The sequence below is a fragment of the Candidatus Uabimicrobium helgolandensis genome, from assembly GCF_041508025.1.
In the GTDB taxonomy this organism is placed as follows: Bacteria; Planctomycetota; Uabimicrobiia; order Uabimicrobiales; family Uabimicrobiaceae; genus Uabimicrobium; species Uabimicrobium helgolandensis.
In genome coordinates this window covers 5,617,109-5,636,162 of record NZ_CP165719.1, presented here as the reverse complement: position 1 = coordinate 5,636,162, position 19,054 = coordinate 5,617,109, and the positions used below count along the sequence as shown (strand labels likewise).

Annotated in this window: 15 protein-coding genes and 1 pseudogene; 5 read left to right on the top strand and 11 right to left on the bottom strand. The window is 33.8% G+C overall.

Annotated features, from left to right (window positions below; genetic code table 11):
- Positions 1-4: 4 nt before the first annotated feature.
- Entirely contained in the window at positions 5-1,279 is a 1,275-nt protein-coding gene (locus UABHE_RS20765; protein WP_372365201.1) for a hypothetical protein, read from the top strand.
- Between the two features lie 78 nt (positions 1,280-1,357).
- On the opposite strand, the gene UABHE_RS20760 is transcribed toward UABHE_RS20765, so the two are convergent.
- Positions 1,358-2,815 carry a hypothetical protein gene (locus tag UABHE_RS20760; protein WP_372365200.1) on the bottom strand — a complete coding sequence of 486 codons (1,458 nt, stop codon included), beginning with the start codon at positions 2,813-2,815 and terminating at the stop codon, positions 1,358-1,360.
- A gap of 443 nt (positions 2,816-3,258) precedes the next feature.
- Positions 3,259-3,567 (bottom strand): annotated as a pseudogene (locus UABHE_RS20755) (dienelactone hydrolase family protein); the annotation flags it as partial.
- 579 nt (positions 3,568-4,146) lie between these two features.
- Between UABHE_RS20755 and UABHE_RS20750 the strand changes: the two are divergent.
- On the top strand, positions 4,147-5,388 hold the full coding sequence (locus UABHE_RS20750) for a hypothetical protein (RefSeq protein ID WP_372365199.1): 1,242 nt from the start codon (positions 4,147-4,149) through the stop codon (positions 5,386-5,388).
- A 456-nt stretch (positions 5,389-5,844) separates the two neighbouring features.
- Here UABHE_RS20750 and UABHE_RS20745 read toward each other — a convergent pair whose 3' ends face one another.
- The 7 genes from UABHE_RS20745 to UABHE_RS20715 all read right to left on the bottom strand — a co-directional run bounded on the left by UABHE_RS20745 (position 5,845) and on the right by UABHE_RS20715 (position 12,632).
- Positions 5,845-6,222, bottom strand: coding sequence for an MmcQ/YjbR family DNA-binding protein (locus UABHE_RS20745; protein ID WP_372365198.1), 378 nt, complete (start codon positions 6,220-6,222; stop codon positions 5,845-5,847).
- Between the two features lie 109 nt (positions 6,223-6,331).
- Positions 6,332-7,876, bottom strand: coding sequence for an RNA-guided endonuclease InsQ/TnpB family protein (locus UABHE_RS20740; RefSeq protein ID WP_372365196.1), 1,545 nt, complete (start codon positions 7,874-7,876; stop codon positions 6,332-6,334).
- Between the two features lie 18 nt (positions 7,877-7,894).
- Positions 7,895-8,488: an IS607 family transposase gene (locus UABHE_RS20735; RefSeq protein ID WP_372365194.1), complete on the bottom strand. Its 594-nt coding sequence runs from the start codon at positions 8,486-8,488 to the stop codon at positions 7,895-7,897.
- 115 nt (positions 8,489-8,603) lie between these two features.
- Positions 8,604-9,812, bottom strand: coding sequence for a leucine-rich repeat domain-containing protein (locus tag UABHE_RS20730; RefSeq protein WP_372365192.1), 1,209 nt, complete (start codon positions 9,810-9,812; stop codon positions 8,604-8,606).
- Between the two features lie 186 nt (positions 9,813-9,998).
- On the bottom strand, positions 9,999-10,406 hold the full coding sequence (locus tag UABHE_RS20725; RefSeq protein WP_372365190.1) for a hypothetical protein: 408 nt from the start codon (positions 10,404-10,406) through the stop codon (positions 9,999-10,001).
- Between the two features lie 276 nt (positions 10,407-10,682).
- A complete protein-coding gene (locus tag UABHE_RS20720) occupies positions 10,683-12,080 on the bottom strand; it encodes a hypothetical protein (protein ID WP_372365188.1) in 1,398 nt (465 codons plus the stop codon).
- 399 nt (positions 12,081-12,479) lie between these two features.
- On the bottom strand, positions 12,480-12,632 hold the full coding sequence (locus UABHE_RS20715; RefSeq protein ID WP_372365186.1) for a hypothetical protein: 153 nt from the start codon (positions 12,630-12,632) through the stop codon (positions 12,480-12,482).
- Between the two features lie 571 nt (positions 12,633-13,203).
- On the opposite strand from UABHE_RS20715, the gene UABHE_RS20710 reads away from it, so the two are divergent.
- Both UABHE_RS20710 and UABHE_RS20705 read left to right on the top strand, forming a co-directional pair.
- The gene (locus tag UABHE_RS20710; RefSeq protein WP_372365184.1) at positions 13,204-14,541 is read left to right on the top strand and encodes a hypothetical protein; all 1,338 of its coding nucleotides are present in this window, start codon (positions 13,204-13,206) and stop codon (positions 14,539-14,541) included.
- A 1,082-nt stretch (positions 14,542-15,623) separates the two neighbouring features.
- Complete coding sequence (locus UABHE_RS20705) at positions 15,624-16,907, top strand: formylglycine-generating enzyme family protein (protein WP_372365182.1); 1,284 nt, start codon at positions 15,624-15,626, stop codon at positions 16,905-16,907.
- A gap of 274 nt (positions 16,908-17,181) precedes the next feature.
- Here UABHE_RS20705 and UABHE_RS20700 read toward each other — a convergent pair whose 3' ends face one another.
- Positions 17,182-17,553, bottom strand: coding sequence for a hypothetical protein (locus UABHE_RS20700; RefSeq protein ID WP_372365181.1), 372 nt, complete (start codon positions 17,551-17,553; stop codon positions 17,182-17,184).
- Positions 17,531-18,034, bottom strand: a complete 504-nt coding sequence (locus UABHE_RS20695; RefSeq protein ID WP_372365180.1) for a hypothetical protein — start codon at positions 18,032-18,034, stop codon at positions 17,531-17,533. Before UABHE_RS20695 ends, UABHE_RS20700 begins: the two co-directional genes overlap by 23 nt.
- Before the next feature lie 129 nt (positions 18,035-18,163).
- Here UABHE_RS20695 and UABHE_RS20690 point away from each other — a divergent pair, with 129 nt between their 5' ends.
- Positions 18,164-18,799, top strand: a complete 636-nt coding sequence (locus tag UABHE_RS20690) for a tetratricopeptide repeat protein (protein WP_372365178.1) — start codon at positions 18,164-18,166, stop codon at positions 18,797-18,799.
- Positions 18,800-19,054 lie beyond the last annotated feature (255 nt).

Sequence of the window (19,054 nt, the reverse complement as noted above, 5' to 3'; positions counted from 1 at the left end):
ATATATGAAAAATTTACTACTTTTTTTGTCAATGATTTTATTTGCTACAGCGCAATATTCTAAACAAAATGCCGCTATTATTTACTGGAAAGCGTCCGCATTAACCACTTCTGAGGTTTGGGAACAAAACGACAACAGCTCTTCATTCGCAAAACTCACCGAAGAAGGCAAGTTAGATAATCTGTTTAAGCAAAATAGTCAAGTTGTCGTAGAAGTTATCAAAGCTTCTAAACTTTCGTATTGTCGGTTTATTCTTCCTTGTGAATACGAAGAAGGGCCCAATATTTTATTACCTCATCTAGGAAAAATGATGGGACTATGTCGTTTTGTTGTTCTCAGCGGCAGACATTATGCTTTAAAAAAGCAGTGGCAACAAGCAGCTGAATGCTATATTGCCGCTATGCGCTTTAGCTCTCATCTTGGACAAGATCCTTTTCTCATAACTTCTTTAGTAAGTTATGCAACAATAGGCATGTCATTGTCTGCTATTCGCAAAACCATTATTAATAAGGATTTCCCCAATGCTCTTCGCGAAAAAATTAAAGGCACTCTAAAACAAGTGAGTTCTCAAATGCACCTTGGTCAAGCTTTTAATTCAGAAGCAAAGATTTTCATAGAACCTTTTCGTAAGCAACTTCAAAAAAACGATATAAGCACTACGTGGGATATAATAAAACAACATTTTGGGCAAGATTCTTTGTTTAAAAAAAAGCCACAGCAAGTATTTTCGACAAAGAAAGATAGAGAAGAATTAGCATTACTACTTAAGGCTAAACCTTCTTTTTTTACTTCGAAACAATCCTTTGCCAAGTATATATTGCAAGCGTTTGATTTGTACACAGCGCATGCTTACCAAATGACAAACATTTGTAAATCCAGTTATAAATCAGGAATGACTAATTATCTCAAACTCCAAAAAGAGGTAGAAAAATCTCACTTTTTTGTCAATTTTTTATCACCAATGAAAACATATGAAACTCAGTTACGTGCCTATGCTAACGTAAATATGACAATATTATTATTAGAATTACTATCTTACAATAACAGCTATAATAAGTTTCCTACTTCGCTAGACGATTTAAACCAACAGATAGAATTTTACTCATTGCAAGATTTCACTTATACAAAAATTGCAAACGGTTTTCATCTTGAAATAGTTATACCAATAACAAACAGAAAATTTATTTACAAAGTTAGCAAAGAAAGAAATTCTTTCTCCTGGGATTTTATAAAATATTTGGAAGAAAAAATAGAAGAGCAAGAAAAATCAAAGGGATAACCTTTTATTAGATTTACTTTTAATATTTTGTGCGTTGACTGTTCTTTTTTGATTCAGTCAACGTACAAAACATTCAATCTAAGAAAACAATTTTGTTTTTAGTAAAACAACAGGATACCCAACAATACGAGACAATAAACGAAAGACAAGAAATAGTAGTTTAGCAAAGAACTTACTTAAGAACACAATACTAGACAACACTAATTTGCTTAACTTTCTAATTACTTTTTTAGGAAAATACTCCTTTGAATCTAAATTTAGACTTGAGTTGCTCTTTTGTTTCTGAAATCCACCTATGTAAGAATTGTCAAGACAAGATAGATTTTTTATTTCAGAAGGAAGTGCATTCAAGTTGTTAGACTGTAAACTTAGTTGCTTTAAAGATGCTAATTGCGAAATTTTTTGTGGTGGTTTACATAAATTATTATGATTTAAAGACAATACTTGCAAATCTTTTAAATTATTTATTCCAAAAGGCGGTTCCGTTAGTTCGTTTCCCTGTAAATTTAGTACAATAAGAGATTTCATGTTACCTATGCTGAAAGGTAATTTCTTTAAATTATTGTTTTTTATACTCAAATATTTAAGTTGCTTTAACTGAGAAATACTTTCTGGCAATTCACTCAAGTTATTATTGTCTAAATTTAATGATTCCAATGATTCCAAATCAATTATCTCTAAAGGAAATTCCTTTAAGTTATTATTTTTAAAACATAAATTTTTTAGATATTTTAAATTGCGCACTCCTGAAGGAATTTCCAAAAGATTATTGTTTCTTAAACGTAAACTGACAAGAGATTTAGAGTTCGCTACTGCAATATGAAAATGAGACAAACTGCGGCCTGATAAATCGAGTGTTTCTAATTTATCAGCAGTTCTGTATTTACATGAAATGTACCTTTTGGAAATTGCTGAGTGATCTTTGCTAAACGAACTAGGAATTTTTTTTTCAGTAATTGTTGAATGACTAGGGCTCGATTTTTTTTCAGTAATTGTTGAATGACTAGGACTAGATTTTTTTTCAGTAATTGTTGAATGGCTAGGGCTAGATTTTTTTTCAGTAATTGTTGAATGACTAGGGCTAGATTTTTTTTCAGTAATTGTTGAATGACTAGGGCTCGATTTTTTTTCAGTAATTGTTGAATGGCTAGGGCTAGATTTTTTTTCAGTAATTGTTGAATGACTACGGCTAGATTTTTTTTCAGTAGCTATTGGATGACTACGGCTCGATTTTTTTTCAGTAGTTATTGAATGACTACGGCTAGATTTTTTTGAAATCGCTGGGTCATTAACATTTTTACCAAGGCTATTTGGTATTTTTTTCTCTGGTTGTTTGAGAGTTACCGTACCTGAAAAATTGCAGTTTACAAAAGTACACTCAGATAAATTTTGAAATGACACATCCGATTTAAAACTACAGTTGGAAAAAGTAGATCTTTTAACAAAAAAATATTCTTCAGGTAAAGTAAAAACACAACTATCATAGATAGTATTACTCTCTAAACTTTGTGATGTTTCTTTAGCAAAAACCTTCATGACTATTCTCCGTTTCCTATTTTGATTCCTTTTTGGTTTTGTTTTGTTTTTAAATACGGAGAATTCAATTGAGATGTTTGTTTTATTTTAAAATTTAGTGAGTTTTAAAATTGAATAGAAGATTTCTGAAATAGTAGAAAAACTTCTTGATTAGGTTTTCATTTTGAGCGAGTGTTTATCAAGATCTTTTTATACAAGTCTTTGAGTTCGTAGTAAAGAGACACTATCTAACCATACCATTTTATTACAAGCGTCTTTAGTATAGTTTGCTTGCGTTCACTGCGATTTATAATATCAACTTAGTCTATATACAAATCATTCGCTTCTTCTATCCAATCTATTTTGCTCATCTTCTCTAATATCACTGTTGCTTGCTTTATTTAAATCTGATTGAAAACCCGCGCGAATCTAACGCTGCACTTTTCACTTAAGTTCAAATATCTCTAGTTAAGCTGATTGTTAAAAAAATCAATGGTTCTTTGCCAAGTTAACTCAGCCGCTTTTTCATTATATCTTCCAGTAGAATCATTATGAAATCTGTGTTTTGCTCCTGGGTAGTCATGCATTGAATAAGATACATCATTCGCTTTTAAATCTTGCTCGTAATCTAGTCATGTAGCATTTACATGTTTATCTAGTTATGCAAGCTGGATAAGAAGTGGAGATTTGATATTTTTTCGCAAATCCCTTTGTAACAGGGTTCCGTAAAAAGAAACTCCCGCATTTAATTCACTTCCCAAAATGGCAGCTAACATATGAGATTCTTTGGATTTGCTACTCTGTTCCTGAGACATACCATTTCCTTGTAAAGTTCTTATACATTTAAATTGTGTTTTGCGAATGGTGTATATTACTACAGATTTTTATTAACTTGCAACCTAAATTCTGATGCCACAGAAATAAATCTAAATTGTAAATATAAGCATGGGTGAAAAACGGTTAAGTTTTAAATCTGACATGAGCAATCCCTGTAAGTAAAAAACTAAGGGCAGGAAAACGAACATGTGTTGAACTGTCGTAAGATAGCACAAAACCTAATCAGACTAGCAGGTTTTGTATTACATCTAGAAGTCGATTAATGAGAGAGTAATCAACTCCACTCTCGCAAGACCTTGACAGATAACATGACTCTAAGGTTACATAAAACAGTGAAAGACTGAATTAAAAAAAGTACGGATTCGAATGCTGTAGTCTAATATCATATAACAAAGAAACAATTCACTATCAAATCGTGTAATTTACAAATATAAATATGTTATATTTCTAGTAGGGACATTTACAAATTCCTTTTAAATTACTCTGATTATTTATATTTTTATAGGATAAAAACAATGGAAAATTTAGAGATAGGATTGGCCACAATCCGCCAATCTCCTAAAAAAGAGGGAATATTGGAGTTGATTGCTCGACAATCAGTGATAAAAAAATGGGAAATACTGCAAGAAGCCAAACTAGATCAAGATGAAGGCCTTGTAGGTGACATTTGGAAAACTAGCGACAAATCGCAGCCTGATACCCAACTAACCATCGTAAATTGTCGTCTAATGACACTTATAGAACCAGACAAATCTCGATGGCCTCTAAGCGAAAGCCAGCTGTATATTGATATGGACTTAAGTCGCGAAAATTTACCTCCTGGGACGCAACTGGCACTTGGCACTGCCATTATTGAAATTACGAGTGTACCACACAACAAATACGAAAATTTTGCAGAACAGTTTGGACAGGAAGCTCTCAAGTTTGTCAATTCTTCAATAGGTATGCAGCTCAATTTGTCAGGTATCCATGCAAAAGTTGTGAATATAGGCACAGTGCAGGTTAGCAATATCATTAGAAAAATGTCCGACATTAAATTTAATAGAGATGAAGACTGTCCAAATAAACCATTTGATAAAGATTTTAGATTTTTTTGTTCGTGGAGTGGAGGTAAAGACTCCTGTCTTTCTCTATATCGAGCTATGCAAACAGGAGCAATCCCAAGCTATCTTGTAACTATGCTCTCTGCTGAAACAAACCTAACAAAAACGCATGAATTAGATAGTCGTTTAATAGAGGCGCAATCACAAGCCTTGGGCATCCCTTTGAGACCTTGTCCGTTTGTAGAAAAACGCTATGGTGATTATGAGAAAGCTTTCCTAACAGAGCTACTACGTTTATCAAAAATCGGCGTCCAAGGAGGAATATTTGGCGATACCGAATATGGTTTATCTTTAACGAATACAACATGCGCAAAAGCAGGTATGAAAGCATGGGTTCCATTATGGCAAGTTGATCCAATCGCAGCCTTTAATGAATTCTTAGACCTCGGCTTTAAAAGTATAATCATGTGCTGCAGCAACTCGAAATTAGGAAAAGAGGCTATTGGACAAACATTAACCAAAGATTTATTGAAGTTTATTATAGATAAAGGAATTGATCCTCTAGGAGAACATAACGAATACCACACTTTTGTCTATGATGGCCCTATCTTTAGTAAACCAGTACAATTTACCAAAGGCAATATCAAACGAGTGGGTGACTACTGGATCGACGAATTAAAACCTGCCAAAAAACGATGGTTTAGCTTTTCTTGATGTGGAAAAAATGTTCTACTCTTTCAAAAGATTACGAACTTGAAAACGGCAAAGAAACAATCGCTGTAGAGATGATGTTGCGGAGAGAAGTTAACAGCGGGGTTTGCGTCCGGGAATAAAGGCCAGGCAGATTCTCCCTCACTTAGTAATATTATATCATTCATGTTTATTCCACATTCAGGAAAAACCTTTTCAATATTTGAATTATTTTTTGAATGTGGTGAGTACTAAATTCGTAAGCAACAACCACGGTTTGTTTGGGATTTGTAAGCGAATTTTCTGTCATATATTTGGTTACTGCTGCTTTTATTTTACTCACATCGTTCGAAAAACGCGAAGAAAGAACAGAACAATAAAAGAGAGTAGAATCGGCCTTCTTCATAAACTTGATGTAAGACAGCAATACAAAATAATTGAATTTCCAAAAGAAATCACTCAGTTTAGCCTTTTTGTTTGCTATCTTACATCTGGCGAACTATTTTTCTCATCAAGAAGTTTTAACAATTTCTTTGGAGTAAGCAAGCGATAACTTTCATCAAGCCATTCTCTAATAACCGAAAAAGAGGGAGGATTTTCTCCACTTAAAACAATGGTTGTCCAACCGTGTTTCCCCACCTTGTAATTTTCCGGGTATTTTTTTTCAAGCTTCTCAATTTGTGGTAAAGAAGATTCGAGTTTTACCATAAGATCATTATTTTTTTCACCAACAAATACAACATTTTTCTTGTTTACCTTAAATGAAATTCGATTGCAAACAGTACTTTCTTGTACTTCTGGATATTGCAATATACATTCCCGTATTTGCTGAATAATACTTGTTTGGTTTTTAGCCATGAAACTCTCCTATCAGTTTTGATTTCTTATATACCTTCCACCAAACGATTGACAAACTAGGTATAGTTCACGAAAACATTATCAAATATTACATTTAATGAATTTTCATTTAAAAAGGAGTGATCCTTTTGGGGAATACTACTATGCCCTCTATCCCGTTAGCAAAAGCATTCGGGATTGCTTTTCGAATAATGTTTGCTGCCCCGTTGATATCAGCATTAAGCAAAATATTTTGTTTAGACCTAAATAGACCTCGTTTAACACGGCGTCCCAAATAATTTTGATGTTTCTTGATCGGTTCACTGTCTAAGAAAGAACATTTAGAAGTGTAACTTTCTTCTTGAATAAGAACTTCAATACCAGCAAGTTGGGCTTTGTAGGTAAGTTGGTTAACAAACTGAGAATGGGGAATAGAAACAAAATTTTGATTATTCCTTTTGCCAATGTTAATCTGTTGCTTCCAATCATCGTTTTTGCCAATAACTAATGTTCCAATACTTTTCTCAACTAGCAATTTAATGATATAGCGACTAGATTGATGAAGGTAGTTGCTAACAACGCAATTTCTTTTGTATGTAAGTTTTTCAATTCTTCTACTAGTTCCTTTGTTACCGATATAAGACATTAAACAAGAACGCTTTTTGTTAAAAAATTGGTTAATCGATTTTAGAGGTCTACCGTTAATCAAGACAGGAGTGAAGTCTTTTTGATTTGAAGTTATAGCCGCTAAGTTGTTTAACCCAATGTCTATTCCAGCGATTTTGTTTTTATCAAGGTTAGGATTAAGAACTTTATGTTTTCCTAATTGTTTGTAACAATCTTCTAATAATAATCTATTGAACTCAAGTAACTTTTCTTCTTTTGGCTTTTGACTTAATATTTGTTTTGTTACTTTTGATAGTGTTACAGAATCAAAAATATCTTTGTTATAAATTTTTGTTTTGATCAAAGAATTCAATTTATCTGCTATTGCTTTTTTTAAAAACTTTGCTGGTTTATCGCATTTGTAGTTTTCTATTTTTTCTTGCAATATTTTTGAACACTTTTTTCTCAAATACAATGATATTGGTGTATCTTTTTGTAGTTCTAAGAGAAATTCCGACGTGATATCTTTTTCTTTGAGTAGATACACTGATTTCTCGTAAACAATCTCTATTTTGTACATTCCATATCGAGGAACTATTCTTACCTGTTTGATGTGTTTTTGTTGACATGACAATGTTATGTTACACATTGATAGCTTGATTTTGTTCTTTGTTAATTCTTTTTTGTTTATTGCATCTATTGGGTATAAAACTATATTCCGCCCGTTACTCTTATGTTTATACTTTGGCAATTTTGGTTTTGCCTTGAATTTATTTGGATTGATCTTGTATCCTTCTAACCCTCTAAAAAATGATTCGAAGTTTTTGCACAATACTCTTAATATCTGCTGACTTGCTTTTGTTGGTAGTGCGTAATAGTCTGGCTGCTTACTTTGTTGTAGCTCTTTTTGAAGATTTTCGTAACCTATAAAACCTTTTCCTGCGAAAAAATTTTGACGCACTACATACAATCCAGCATTATATAGATTTTTTGAACGGAAACTTAAGTCGTCCAGTTCAGAGTATTTTTTATTATTTTTTGTTATATTATGTTTTTCTACGAGCTTCATAATTTTGCTTAAACTCACTTATTTTTCAGTTTTACTCATTTCTTCTTCTAACTCTTTTATAATTTTCTCTGTTCGCCTCTTGTTTCTTCTCAACCCATATAATCTAGCACAAAAAGAAGTAATTATATTTACGAAATCTTGCATCAAGTCCTCTTTATCACCACTTGTTTTGTTTATTACTTCTATTTTTTTATTTTCTTTTGCTAATAATATTTCAATGTAATTTAATCCAAATCTTGCCAAACGATCTTTGTGCTCTACTATTAAAATTTCCCAATCATCTGATTCTAAAATTTTCTTTAATTTTGCTCTCTTATCATTTAATCCAGATCCTATTTCTTTGACTTCTTTTGCTATTTGATAGCCTCTAGCACTTGCATAATCTCTTAGGCGGTTGCACTGAGACTCTAGATTTTTTTTATTTTCTGATGATGATACTCGTGCATAAATGATCACGCTTGGCTTTTCTTCCTTAGCTTTTTTTTCCTTTTCGTCGAAAACAACTATTGTTCCTGACGGGAGTTGTTTTCCTTTTATATAGCCTTTTTGCCAATGACGATAAGCTGTTAAATAAGTTATTGAATTCTTTTTTGCATATTCTGATAGTTTCATTACTTTATTATACTTTAGTTTTTCTTTTCGACAAGAACAAGTTGACATTCTTTGATAATATTTGATATTGATTTATGTTAAACTTTACTATACGTTATTTTGAAAAACGTTCCTTTTATAGACTGTGTGAAATTTCAGTTTTTGGTAGCAGTTTTTTCAAATTTTCTAGTTCTGTATCCTCTATTTCTATATCATCAAGATTAAGAAAAGCGAGGTTAGTTAGGCTTTTCAAATGCTTTAATCCAGCGTTGCCTATTTTTGTAGAACCAAGATCCAAAGAAGTGAGATTAGCTAGGCCTTTCAAATGCTTTAATCCAGCGTTGCCTATTTTTGTAGAACCAAGATCCAAAGAAGTGAGGTTAGCTAGGCCTTTCAAATGCCTTAATCCAGCGTTGCTTATTTTTGTAGAACCAAGATCCAGAGAAGTGAGGTTAGCTAGGCCTTTCAAATTCTTTAGCCCAGTATTGCCTATTTCTGTATTACTAAGGTGGAGAGAAGTAAGGTTAGTGAGGCCTTGTAGATGTAGTAGTCCAGCATTGCCTATTTTTGTAGAATAAAGATCGAGAAAAGTGAGGTTTGACAGATCTTTCAAATGCCTTAGTCCAACATTGCCTATTTTTGTATTACTAAAGTGGAGAGAAGCGAGATTAGTCAAGCTTTTCAAATGCTGTAGTCCAACATCTGATATTTCTGTACTCCAAAGGTTGAGAGAAGTAAGGTTAGTGAGGCCTTTCAAATGATGTAACCCAACATCTTCTATTTCTGTAGAATAAAGGTCGAGAAAAGTGAGGTTTGACAGACCTTTCAAATGCTTTAGTCCAACATTACCTATTTTTGTAGAACCAAGGTCCAGAGAAGTGAGGTTAGTCAAACCTTTTAAATGCTGTAGTCCAACATCTGATATTTCTGTATCGTATAGATCAAGAGAAGTGAGGTTGATTAGGCCTTTCAAATGCTGTAGTCCAACATCCCCTATCTTCGTTCCAGAGAGAGTAAGAGAAGTGAGATTGGTTAGGCCTTTCAAGTGTTGTAGCCCAGCATCTCTTATTTTCGTCTGACTAAGGTTAAGAGAAGTGAGATTTGTATAAGGAGTAATTTTATCTAAACGGGCGGTTGACTTGTTCCCTAACTTCAGTTCTCCGGAAAACCCACAGTTGACAAAATCGCAGTTCTCAAAATCAAGATACACATCTCCTCTGAAGCTACAATTATCGATCAATGAATTATTTATATTGTATTCTTTATCTTTTTCTAAATAGAAAGTGCACCCAAAATATTTCACATTGCTTTCTACTTTTTCTAAAGATTTACCTCTTATTTCCACATTTGATCTTTCCGGTAACGATAAAACTATTAGATATTTCTTGCAATTTTAAACCACAGTCTGCTATAAAGCAATTTGAAAAATGCCAGACTCAAAAATAAAATTTTTTATCCTATTTAGCAATTTGAAAAGTGCCAGACTCAAAAATAAAATTTTTTATCCTATTTTGCTAATATCATTCTTTAGTCAATCATTATTTTTACTTCGCTGCCAAAACCAGAGTAAAAAGGCAATGAATAGCAATGCAAAAACAAAATCTCCAACTGCTCCGACAAGACCAAAGAACTTGATTTTGCCATTCCACCAATAATAGGACCATAGTACTGCGACATATAACTTGCCTAAAATCGCAATCAACAAAATTCCGTGATTTTTTCGTGGATTGTACGCAACAATTGCATAACCAACGCCAAAGAATAATACTGAAACCCAAAATGCTTGGGTGTTTACATGTGCAACAATATCAAATTTACTGTTAGATAGTTCAAAAAATAATTGAGTGTGAAATTCAGGAAATAATAGCGCTCCGCCAGCGCCTGTAATATTCCACAAGGCAGCTATTGTAAAAAAGATTTGGATCACTTTCATGTTCATATATAAATCCCTTACAAAGGATATTAAGTTGCTTGTTTTTTCGAGTAAAACATTTTTTGTAAAGGCTCTAAAAATCTATTTTAAAGCCTTTATATTAATCAACCATGGGTATAGGAATATTATCAACATTCTCTACTTCAGCATAGAATGTATAAAAACGAATTGGCAGTACGATTTTTTTTGATATTGCGTCTTACTTGGTGGATCAATGATCCTTACAAATAACATTTTGCAACTACTCTCAATAGCTTTGTAAAACTCCTGTGGGAGATCGTCTTACAAAAAACCATATTTTCTAACAATAGACCACAATAAGCATAGTATTCCTATTCCCACAATTAATTTAATAAATCCTTCCCAAGTTGGTACTCTCCGTTCGTGTATTATCTTTAAGTTATCTGCAATTTTGTAGTTTTTCTCAACAAAGGTTTCTTTAACTAGGTCTACACTATCGTCCAAAAAAGCTTCTAATCCAGATACCACATAGCCTTCTAAATCTACCTGCAGAGCATCTTGCTTTTTATCGCTTCTTAAAATATGAAATGCCTGAAAGATTTTTTCTTGATCGTTTAGTTTCAAAACAATCTGTATTTTTTCATCCTTGTCATTCTCGGCAGAGAAAATAGGCACGTAAACATTTGGACCTTGTAGTATAGCTTTTTTATAATCCAATTTACTATTTGTGATTTTTATCCATGCAGGAGCGCTGTCAGATACCAAAGTAGAGTACTCTACACTACTTTGTTTTAAATTAGCAAAGCCAACATATAGACTGTCAATTCCTGTCATCGTCAACCCAATTCCTAAAAGAAAAAGAAAACCGTTCGCTAAAAACTTGGTTAGTATGTTTTGGCCATCAGGATCATCGTCGTCTTTCGTTTCATTGTCTTCAACATCAGCGTACTCGTCAGAAGAATCATCAGCATCATCATCAAAATCACCATCATGCTCGTATTCGTCAGAAGAATCATCATCATCAAAACCACCATCATGCTCGTATTCGTCAGAAGAATCATCATCAGAATTGTATTCGTTTCCATTCTTGATCGCTTTTATTGTACGACGAACGTTAAACACACCAAGTAACAATGCTATAATCCCGACTACAAGAAAAATGCTTTGTTCTAATGGTTTTGGAATTTGATTTTCAATAAAAATAATAAACGCATCTTGCGTTTGTTTTCCATGACTCATCGCCAATTTGTTGCGAATGTTTGGTCTCTGTTCGCTTGTTTCTGCAAAGCTAGACAAAATCATACCTGATAATTTTCCTTGGTAAGATAACTCTGATGAGTTCTCTTTCACCAACTTTTTTCGCTCATCAGCACTTTTATTCAAAAACATAATGATAAACTTTTTGCGCTTTTCATCTGTAATCTCTAGAACTTTCCGTACCTTGACATCTTTCGTTGGAGAAGAGTATATCGGAACGTAGACATTATCTTCAACAACAATCGAAAGAGTGTAGTCTACATGGCAGTTTTCAATGGTATACCAAGACTGTTTGGCATTTTCACTTGTGAGTTGGTTGCATTTTGCAACAAGGGTTTGTTCATTTGTTAGAGCAATATACAGCTCTGCCGTTCCCATGTATATGATAATCCCACCGACTAAAAAACATAGAGCAGTCTTTATTGGTCCAAAGTGTAATTTCTCAATAAGCCACTTTATCATACAAAACACCTTCCATATAAGTAATTCATCGTGGAGTTTGGTAACAATTTTAGAGTCCTTTGAAATCCACCAAAGTTTACAACAAATTTTGCTTTTTTATGCAACAATTTTGCAAAACTAAATCAGTTTACAGAACAACTATCTATGGACAGCCAAGTTATCTAGTTCTGTCGCAAAAATTTGCCGAAGAAAGAAAATGATGGTATGATGTTTTCAACATTTGTCTTATCTTGGATAATTATTACGTTTTAAGTTATTACGAGTCTCGCATTGAATTACCTTACCTCATTTTCGCAAGATAACGAGTGAAGTAGTATTTCACTCATTATCTTGTATACGTTCCTACTGAGCCTGACACTGAATTAAAACCTACTGAGCCTGGCACTGAAAAATGCAGCATCACTTTTTCTCCACAAAACTTTGGCAAATTAGAACTACATCAGGTATTTGCAAACCGCTACCACTTATTCTCATTTTAGTGCCATTGGCTTTTTCCATTTCTATTGACCATTCGTTTTGTTTTGGTTGTGTTGATCGGGGAGGAATTTCCATTTGGATGAAAGCCGGACTTGGTCCTGTCTTTGTTTTTGACGCTTCTGAAATCAGGCTTTGAAGTTTACTATACTCTACTCGTAAACCTTTTGAAATTTCCCGAGCACTGTAGTCGTCGTGTAAAGAAACTGCTGCTTCCCACAGGTGTTTTAGTGTGGCACTACCTCTTCTACTTTTAGGTTACTGCACGAAATTGGCAAACCATTTGTAAAATTTTTGACATCATCGAAAATACACATTAAAAAAATTTATAACGAAAAGTAGAGCGCAAAACTCGCTACAAGTTACTCTAAAATCTCAACATAGCAAATAACTTTCAAAGTTTAGTATTATAATCGTTGTGAATTAAAACGCATATATATCTAAATGTTGATACGCCCTACACAAACAAGACAATCTTTATGTTCAAAAGTTTTCCAAAAACCTCTTTCACCTTAATAATAAAAATATTATAATTAATCATAAGATCTTTATTATTAATTCTTGATTAGTTAGGGAATGTTATCAATTAGGAAAACCGTAAAACATACTAAAATAGTTTGTGATATTATCACATTGATGGAGAATAATCATGAAAAAATCAAATAATTTAAAACACTTTCGCTTTTTAACCTTTTTTCTTGTTTTGGCTGGCTGCATAGTTGGTTGTGAAGGAGGCGGTGGCGGTGGAGTCGGAGGCGGTGTAAATGGCGATCTTTTTGTCGCTAACTTGAATAGTGATAACGTTAGTTCTTTCAATGTAGATGACGATGGTGATGTAGCTCCTATAACAAATATTGTTGGCGCTAATACTCAGATTAGTGGCGCTGGAGGAGTGTTTGTTTTCGGTAATGAGGCTTTTATTGCTAACCGAAATAATGATAGTATAACAGTGTTTAACGCGGATGATGATGGAGATATTGCCCCACAACGTACTATTGCTGGCGCTAATACCGGCCTTTCGAGACCTGATGAGGCATTCATTGCCAATGGAGAAATTTTTGTCCCTAACCAAGATGGCAATAGCATAACGGTGTTTAATGTAAACGATGATGGTGATGTTGCTCCGCAGCGCACGATTAGTGGTGCCAATACCAACCTTAATTCCCCACTAGGAGTATTTGTCGTAGGTGGAGAAATTTTTGTTGCAGGTAATGACGGTGGCAATATATTGGTGTTTAATGTAAACGATGATGGAGATATTGCTCCTCAGAGAGAAATTATTGGTGCCAATACTCTGCTTAATGACCCTTCAGGAATATTTGTCGCAGGTGGAGAAATTTTTGTCGTTGACGAAATACTTTCTTCGATAACAGTGTTTAATGTAAATGATGATGGTGATGTTGCTCCTCAACGCCGTATTGTAGGGGCTAATACCACAATAAGCGGCCCAGAGGGGATATCTGTCTTCAGTGGTCTCATTTTTAACACGAATTTCAATAACACTGTGACTGTATTCAATCAAAACGATGATGGAAATGTTGCTCCCCAACGTAGTATTGTGGGGAATAATACTGGGCTAAACGGACCTTTTGGAATTTTTATTATTGGCTCTATAGTAGCAAAAGCAGAAAAAAAATTACAATTAGCCAAACAATCTCTTTCTAATATGAATTTTCAAAGAACTGTGCGTGGTGTGAAATTACGTTGGACAAACTCTCGACAAGATATTTTAGGTTACTACGTTTGGCGCGCAAAAAAAGGAGAAAACTACGAAAAAATATCTCCTTTATTAATCCCGACAAATGCAAACGGAGAGTATACACATTTTGATGATCAAGCATTTCCTGAAACAGAAAGCTATTATTATAAAATACAAGTATTGAATAATGACCGTAGCAATACTTGGGACCGCGCTATATTTGCACGCAGTGCGCAATCATCTAAAAGAATTCGCGAAGAATATAAATTACAGCATACTAAGAAGTAATGTAAAATGCATTATGAAATAAATACGGCGCGCCTGCTAGCTGTTACCAGTTAGCAGGCGCGCCATGAGATGGTCAGCAAAGGGATCGCTCCCCTATACTGCCAATTCCGGTAGGGTCGAGAGCTGGCGCGTTAGCTTAGATCAAAGTTTGTTTTCTCTGTTTGCCGCTTAGTTTCTCAGCGGTGCCACAATATCTTATATCTTACTACATTTCTTCAATATAGGTGCCAGCCTCAGCAGATAAAGAGAAATAAAAAAGAGTAAGTTGATTTTTATTAGTGACTTACTGCAAATAAAGATGGTAGCTGTAGTGTGTTTTGTCAAACGAACTTATAGAATAATATAGTTAAATAAAGGGCCTTACTTCTTATTTCTAAATTCTTCTTCGTCAGATCTATAGTTAAAGAAGTGTGTAGCATAAAATCTCATTTCGTCATGATCTAGACGCCATTCTCGCAGCCCCCAAACAGCTACACCCTTACTAATGTGATCATACTCATGTATCCCTACTGACCAGTGAAAACCTTGATCGACCCCAAAGTATCTATATTTATTGAAGGGGGGTTTCAGAGTGGCTTTAGCAGAGAAAACAAATCTAAGATAACAACGCCTAGAAAACTCAATTTTGGAAAAGATAATATTTTTAAATATAAATTACCTTTTTTTGGTATCCTCAACAAAGCTAAATGTACTCACCACTTGTTTTTTCGCTACTAGAAATAGCGCGCATAACGAAAGGGCGAATGTTAACAGTATAACGCATACTGTACAGGCTCAGCAAATTAATATAGGGGCCAGGGCATTGTAAGGCTTAACTGTATTTCCTGTTTTTTCTATATCTAAGTACCGTTTACTGGCCCTGGTCTATCCTCGATTAATTGCAATACGAAACTCAGATACTTAAATATAACAAACCAGAAGACAAAGAATAAACGATTATAATAAGATTTGGTAAAATATAAGACTACAGACACATTTTCCAATGTAGGTTCTATTTAAAATAAGCAAATATAAGAACTCTGCCTTATTAATACTCAAATAAAGTAGAGTTCTTGTTCTTTTATCTAGGAGGTTCTTTGTACATGAAAGATATTGATAAATTAGAACAAAAAGTGAAACGAGTTATTGCAGAAGTTTTAGATTGTGAAAGCGAAAAAATTTTATCTAGTGATTTATTACTCGAAGATTTAGGGTTAGATTCACTATTAGGTTTAGAACTATTATCTCAACTAGAAAAACAGTTTAAAATTAGCGTTAGTGAAAAAATTTTTACCACGACGGGCTTATCTGTACATAGCTTAACAAAAAAACTACAAAATATATTAACGCCAACACTCAAACATGAGTGTTGGCCAACATTAAAAGTTGTAAACGAGGTAAGCCAACAAACACAATTGCCCATCTGTTCTGATTTCGAAGATACACTCAATATTTATCAGCATGAAGGTAATAACGATGCTGGTTACTCTGTTTATCGTAGAAAAAAAGATAATATGTCTTGCGTATTAATTCCGCATGAAAATGTTGTAATTGGCAGCGAACATCATTCAGCAATGGATGATGAAAAGCCAATTCATAATGTAAAAATTGAATCATTTTTGATAGACATTGAACCCATTACAAATTGGTCATTTGCGAGATTTTTAAATTACATTGATAATATTCCTAAACTAGTTATCGAAGACTGGTGTGGCGAGGTCAAAAAGGGAACGCGCCACGGTGCTTTCGGTTTGCACTATAAAAAGTTGTGGAAACCAATTTCTTCCACAGAAAGTAAACCAGTTGTAATGGTATCTTGGTATGGAGCTAATGCTTATTCTCTGTGGGCTAATGGATATGATTGGCGTTATTATAAGGGAAATGGCGAAATTCATGATGAATTAAAAACAATAGGTAGTCAAGGAACAGAACCCAAAAACACAAACATGTATAGCTATCTCCCATCTGAGGTACAATGGGAATATGCGGCGCGTGGTAAACACACTCAAGAGTATCCGTGGGGAAATAGTTCTCCTACACCAGAATTGACTTGTGCCTCTCAACATGATCTTAAAAGCACTTATAATACGGCAGCCGATTACAAATGTGTGAATGTATCAGTCCCATTGGGAGTTTCACCTTTTGGAGTTTATCATATGGCTGGTAATGTATGGAACTGGTGTCGCGATTGGTATGATGAAAATTTCTATAAAAACTCGCTATCGACAAACCTCAATGCACAAAACCACCGCTATACCGGAATTAGAAGCGAAAGAGGGGGAAGTTGGGTTGGTTCTGCTTCTTTACTTCGCTCTTCTTATCGGCGCGGGCGTAGTCCGTATGCTAGAGGACGTTGTCTAGGCTTTCGCTGTGTTGGAACATTATAACACAAGCATTCATTGCCGACAAAAGTAATTCCCCATTAAATACAGATCCTTTATTTTCTAGTGAAGCGAAAGCATACAGACATAACTATGTAACTCAGAACAACAAAGCTAGAAAATTAAAGAACAAAATATCAATGGATAATTACTTTTGACAGATCACTTAAGAACAAGAATTAGTGGCTTAAAAAATGAAAAAAGCGCCATTAATATTGATACCATTTACTTATAACTATAATCACCATATACAGTCCAGAATTATAATAGATCAACTACTTTAGTTTGTTTTCTGCGCTGCTAGTTGTTTTTTTTCTCTAGCTAGTTGGTCTTTTTCTCTCGTTAGTTGATCCTTTTCTCTCGTTAGTTGATCCTTTTCTCTCGTTAGTTGGTCTTCCTGTATTTTTTCAAATTGTTTTTTGGCTTGGTTATTCTGTACATTTAATTCTAGCTTTTGAATGGCTAAATCTGCTTTTTGTGCATCTAGCTCTAGTTTTTGGATATCCAAGTGTGTTTTTTGTGCATCTAACTTTGCTTTTTGTGTGTTTAGCTTTTCTATATCAAGCACAATTTCATTACCGTTGGGTAGCAATTTTTTTATCTCATCTTTGTTACTTGTGTATTTTTCTCTAAATAGATCTGACACATTCATTTGTTTTTTCCTTTTTTTGTTTAATTTTCGGATCAAGTAATTTATCTGTCCATAGTTCTATTTTTTCAATTGCTTGATTAACTTGGCTCCTTGTTGCCGTTTCACTACTATGACCTCTCTTCTTGCTTAAAAAATCCCAATTTTTACCTGCAATACTAATATAAAGAATTGCCATAATATAAGTTTCCCTTTGGGCGTCTGGTAAATACCAAAGTAGATGGGTGACGAGCGTAAATGCAAAAGATTTTTTTAGTTTTGTTAGGTGATTACTTACTTCATTATTTTCAAAAAACTGCTTAATAGCGAATATCGTATCTTCGTTTGGGCCTTGCGTATTTTTTTCTCTGTAATAGATTAAATATTTTGCTATTTTTTCACAATTCTCGATTGAATCGACATAACTTGCAATTGGTTGATTTAGTTTGTTTAACAAAGGTTGTTTTGAATTAAGTAATACTTTTAATTTTGGATTAATCTTCATATCAACTCCTTTGTAAAATATTATCAAGTTTTTTTAATATTTCCTATTATATTAAATCGCAAAATGCAAATAGTTTTTTTAGTGTAAATGCCTCTAAATTAAAGCCTTAGGCTTCATCTTGGGCCAACTGTGATTATATTATTAGTTTTGGTGCCAGACTCAGCAATGGAACACTGTTTGCATATTGAAAAGGAGTACGAAAAAACTATCAATGATTATAACGAAATTATCAAAATGAAACCTCAAAATGCGAATGTGTATTACTCACAAGGGTTTGTTTATAAAGATCTAAAAGAGTATAGTAAAGCGATAGCTGACTATACCAAAGCTATTGAGTTAAATCCTAAACATACAGACGCATATGATGGTCGAGCAACTGTTTATGAGAGACTGAAAGAATACGAGAAGGCAATATCTGACTATACCAAAGCCATTGAACTGGAACCTAAAAGCATCAGTGCATACAACAGCCGAGGAATGATTTACGAAGGCTTGAAAGAGCACAATAGAACAATAGCTGATTACACCAAAATCATTGAACTGAATCCTAATCATGTAGATACATACAATAACCGAGGAATATCCTATCATGGCTTAAAAGAGTATGAAAAAGCAACCGCTGACTATACCAAAGCGATTGAAATTCAACCTCGAAATGTAAGCTCATATTATCTGAGAGGGTTTGCCTATCAAGAGTTAAAACAGCAGAAAAAAGCAATTGCAGATTTCAAAAAAGCGAAAGAACTCAGTCAACAAAGAAACTAGCATACACTAGGGCACACTGCAGTAACGATTTAACTTGTAAAAATCTAAAGTAAGCAGCCATGCAAAAGTTTTCGGATATCATCCGAAAAAGTAATAGAATAGGTAGAGACGGTATTCTTTATCATAAGTTTTATTTTTATACCCGAAAATTTATACTGGAGTACTTAGTAATGCTGAAAACCTAACTTACGGAAAACATACTTTTTTTTATTTGAACTTTGTTTTATTATACGTTATAATAGTGTAAAACAAGTG

Coding starts and splice junctions, on each gene's coding strand:
- UABHE_RS20765 (WP_372365201.1), top strand. CDS start 5: ATGAAAAATTTACTACTTTTTTTGTCAATGATTTTATTTGCTACAGCG.
- UABHE_RS20760 (WP_372365200.1), bottom strand. CDS start 2,815: ATGAAGGTTTTTGCTAAAGAAACATCACAAAGTTTAGAGAGTAATACT.
- UABHE_RS20750 (WP_372365199.1), top strand. CDS start 4,147: ATGGAAAATTTAGAGATAGGATTGGCCACAATCCGCCAATCTCCTAAA.
- UABHE_RS20745 (WP_372365198.1), bottom strand. CDS start 6,222: ATGGCTAAAAACCAAACAAGTATTATTCAGCAAATACGGGAATGTATA.
- UABHE_RS20740 (WP_372365196.1), bottom strand. CDS start 7,876: ATGAAGCTCGTAGAAAAACATAATATAACAAAAAATAATAAAAAATAC.
- UABHE_RS20735 (WP_372365194.1), bottom strand. CDS start 8,488: ATGAAACTATCAGAATATGCAAAAAAGAATTCAATAACTTATTTAACA.
- UABHE_RS20725 (WP_372365190.1), bottom strand. CDS start 10,406: ATGAACATGAAAGTGATCCAAATCTTTTTTACAATAGCTGCCTTGTGG.
- UABHE_RS20720 (WP_372365188.1), bottom strand. CDS start 12,080: ATGATAAAGTGGCTTATTGAGAAATTACACTTTGGACCAATAAAGACT.
- UABHE_RS20715 (WP_372365186.1), bottom strand. CDS start 12,632: ATGGAAATTCCTCCCCGATCAACACAACCAAAACAAAACGAATGGTCA.
- UABHE_RS20710 (WP_372365184.1), top strand. CDS start 13,204: ATGAAAAAATCAAATAATTTAAAACACTTTCGCTTTTTAACCTTTTTT.
- UABHE_RS20705 (WP_372365182.1), top strand. CDS start 15,624: ATGAAAGATATTGATAAATTAGAACAAAAAGTGAAACGAGTTATTGCA.
- UABHE_RS20700 (WP_372365181.1), bottom strand. CDS start 17,553: ATGAATGTGTCAGATCTATTTAGAGAAAAATACACAAGTAACAAAGAT.
- UABHE_RS20695 (WP_372365180.1), bottom strand. CDS start 18,034: ATGAAGATTAATCCAAAATTAAAAGTATTACTTAATTCAAAACAACCT.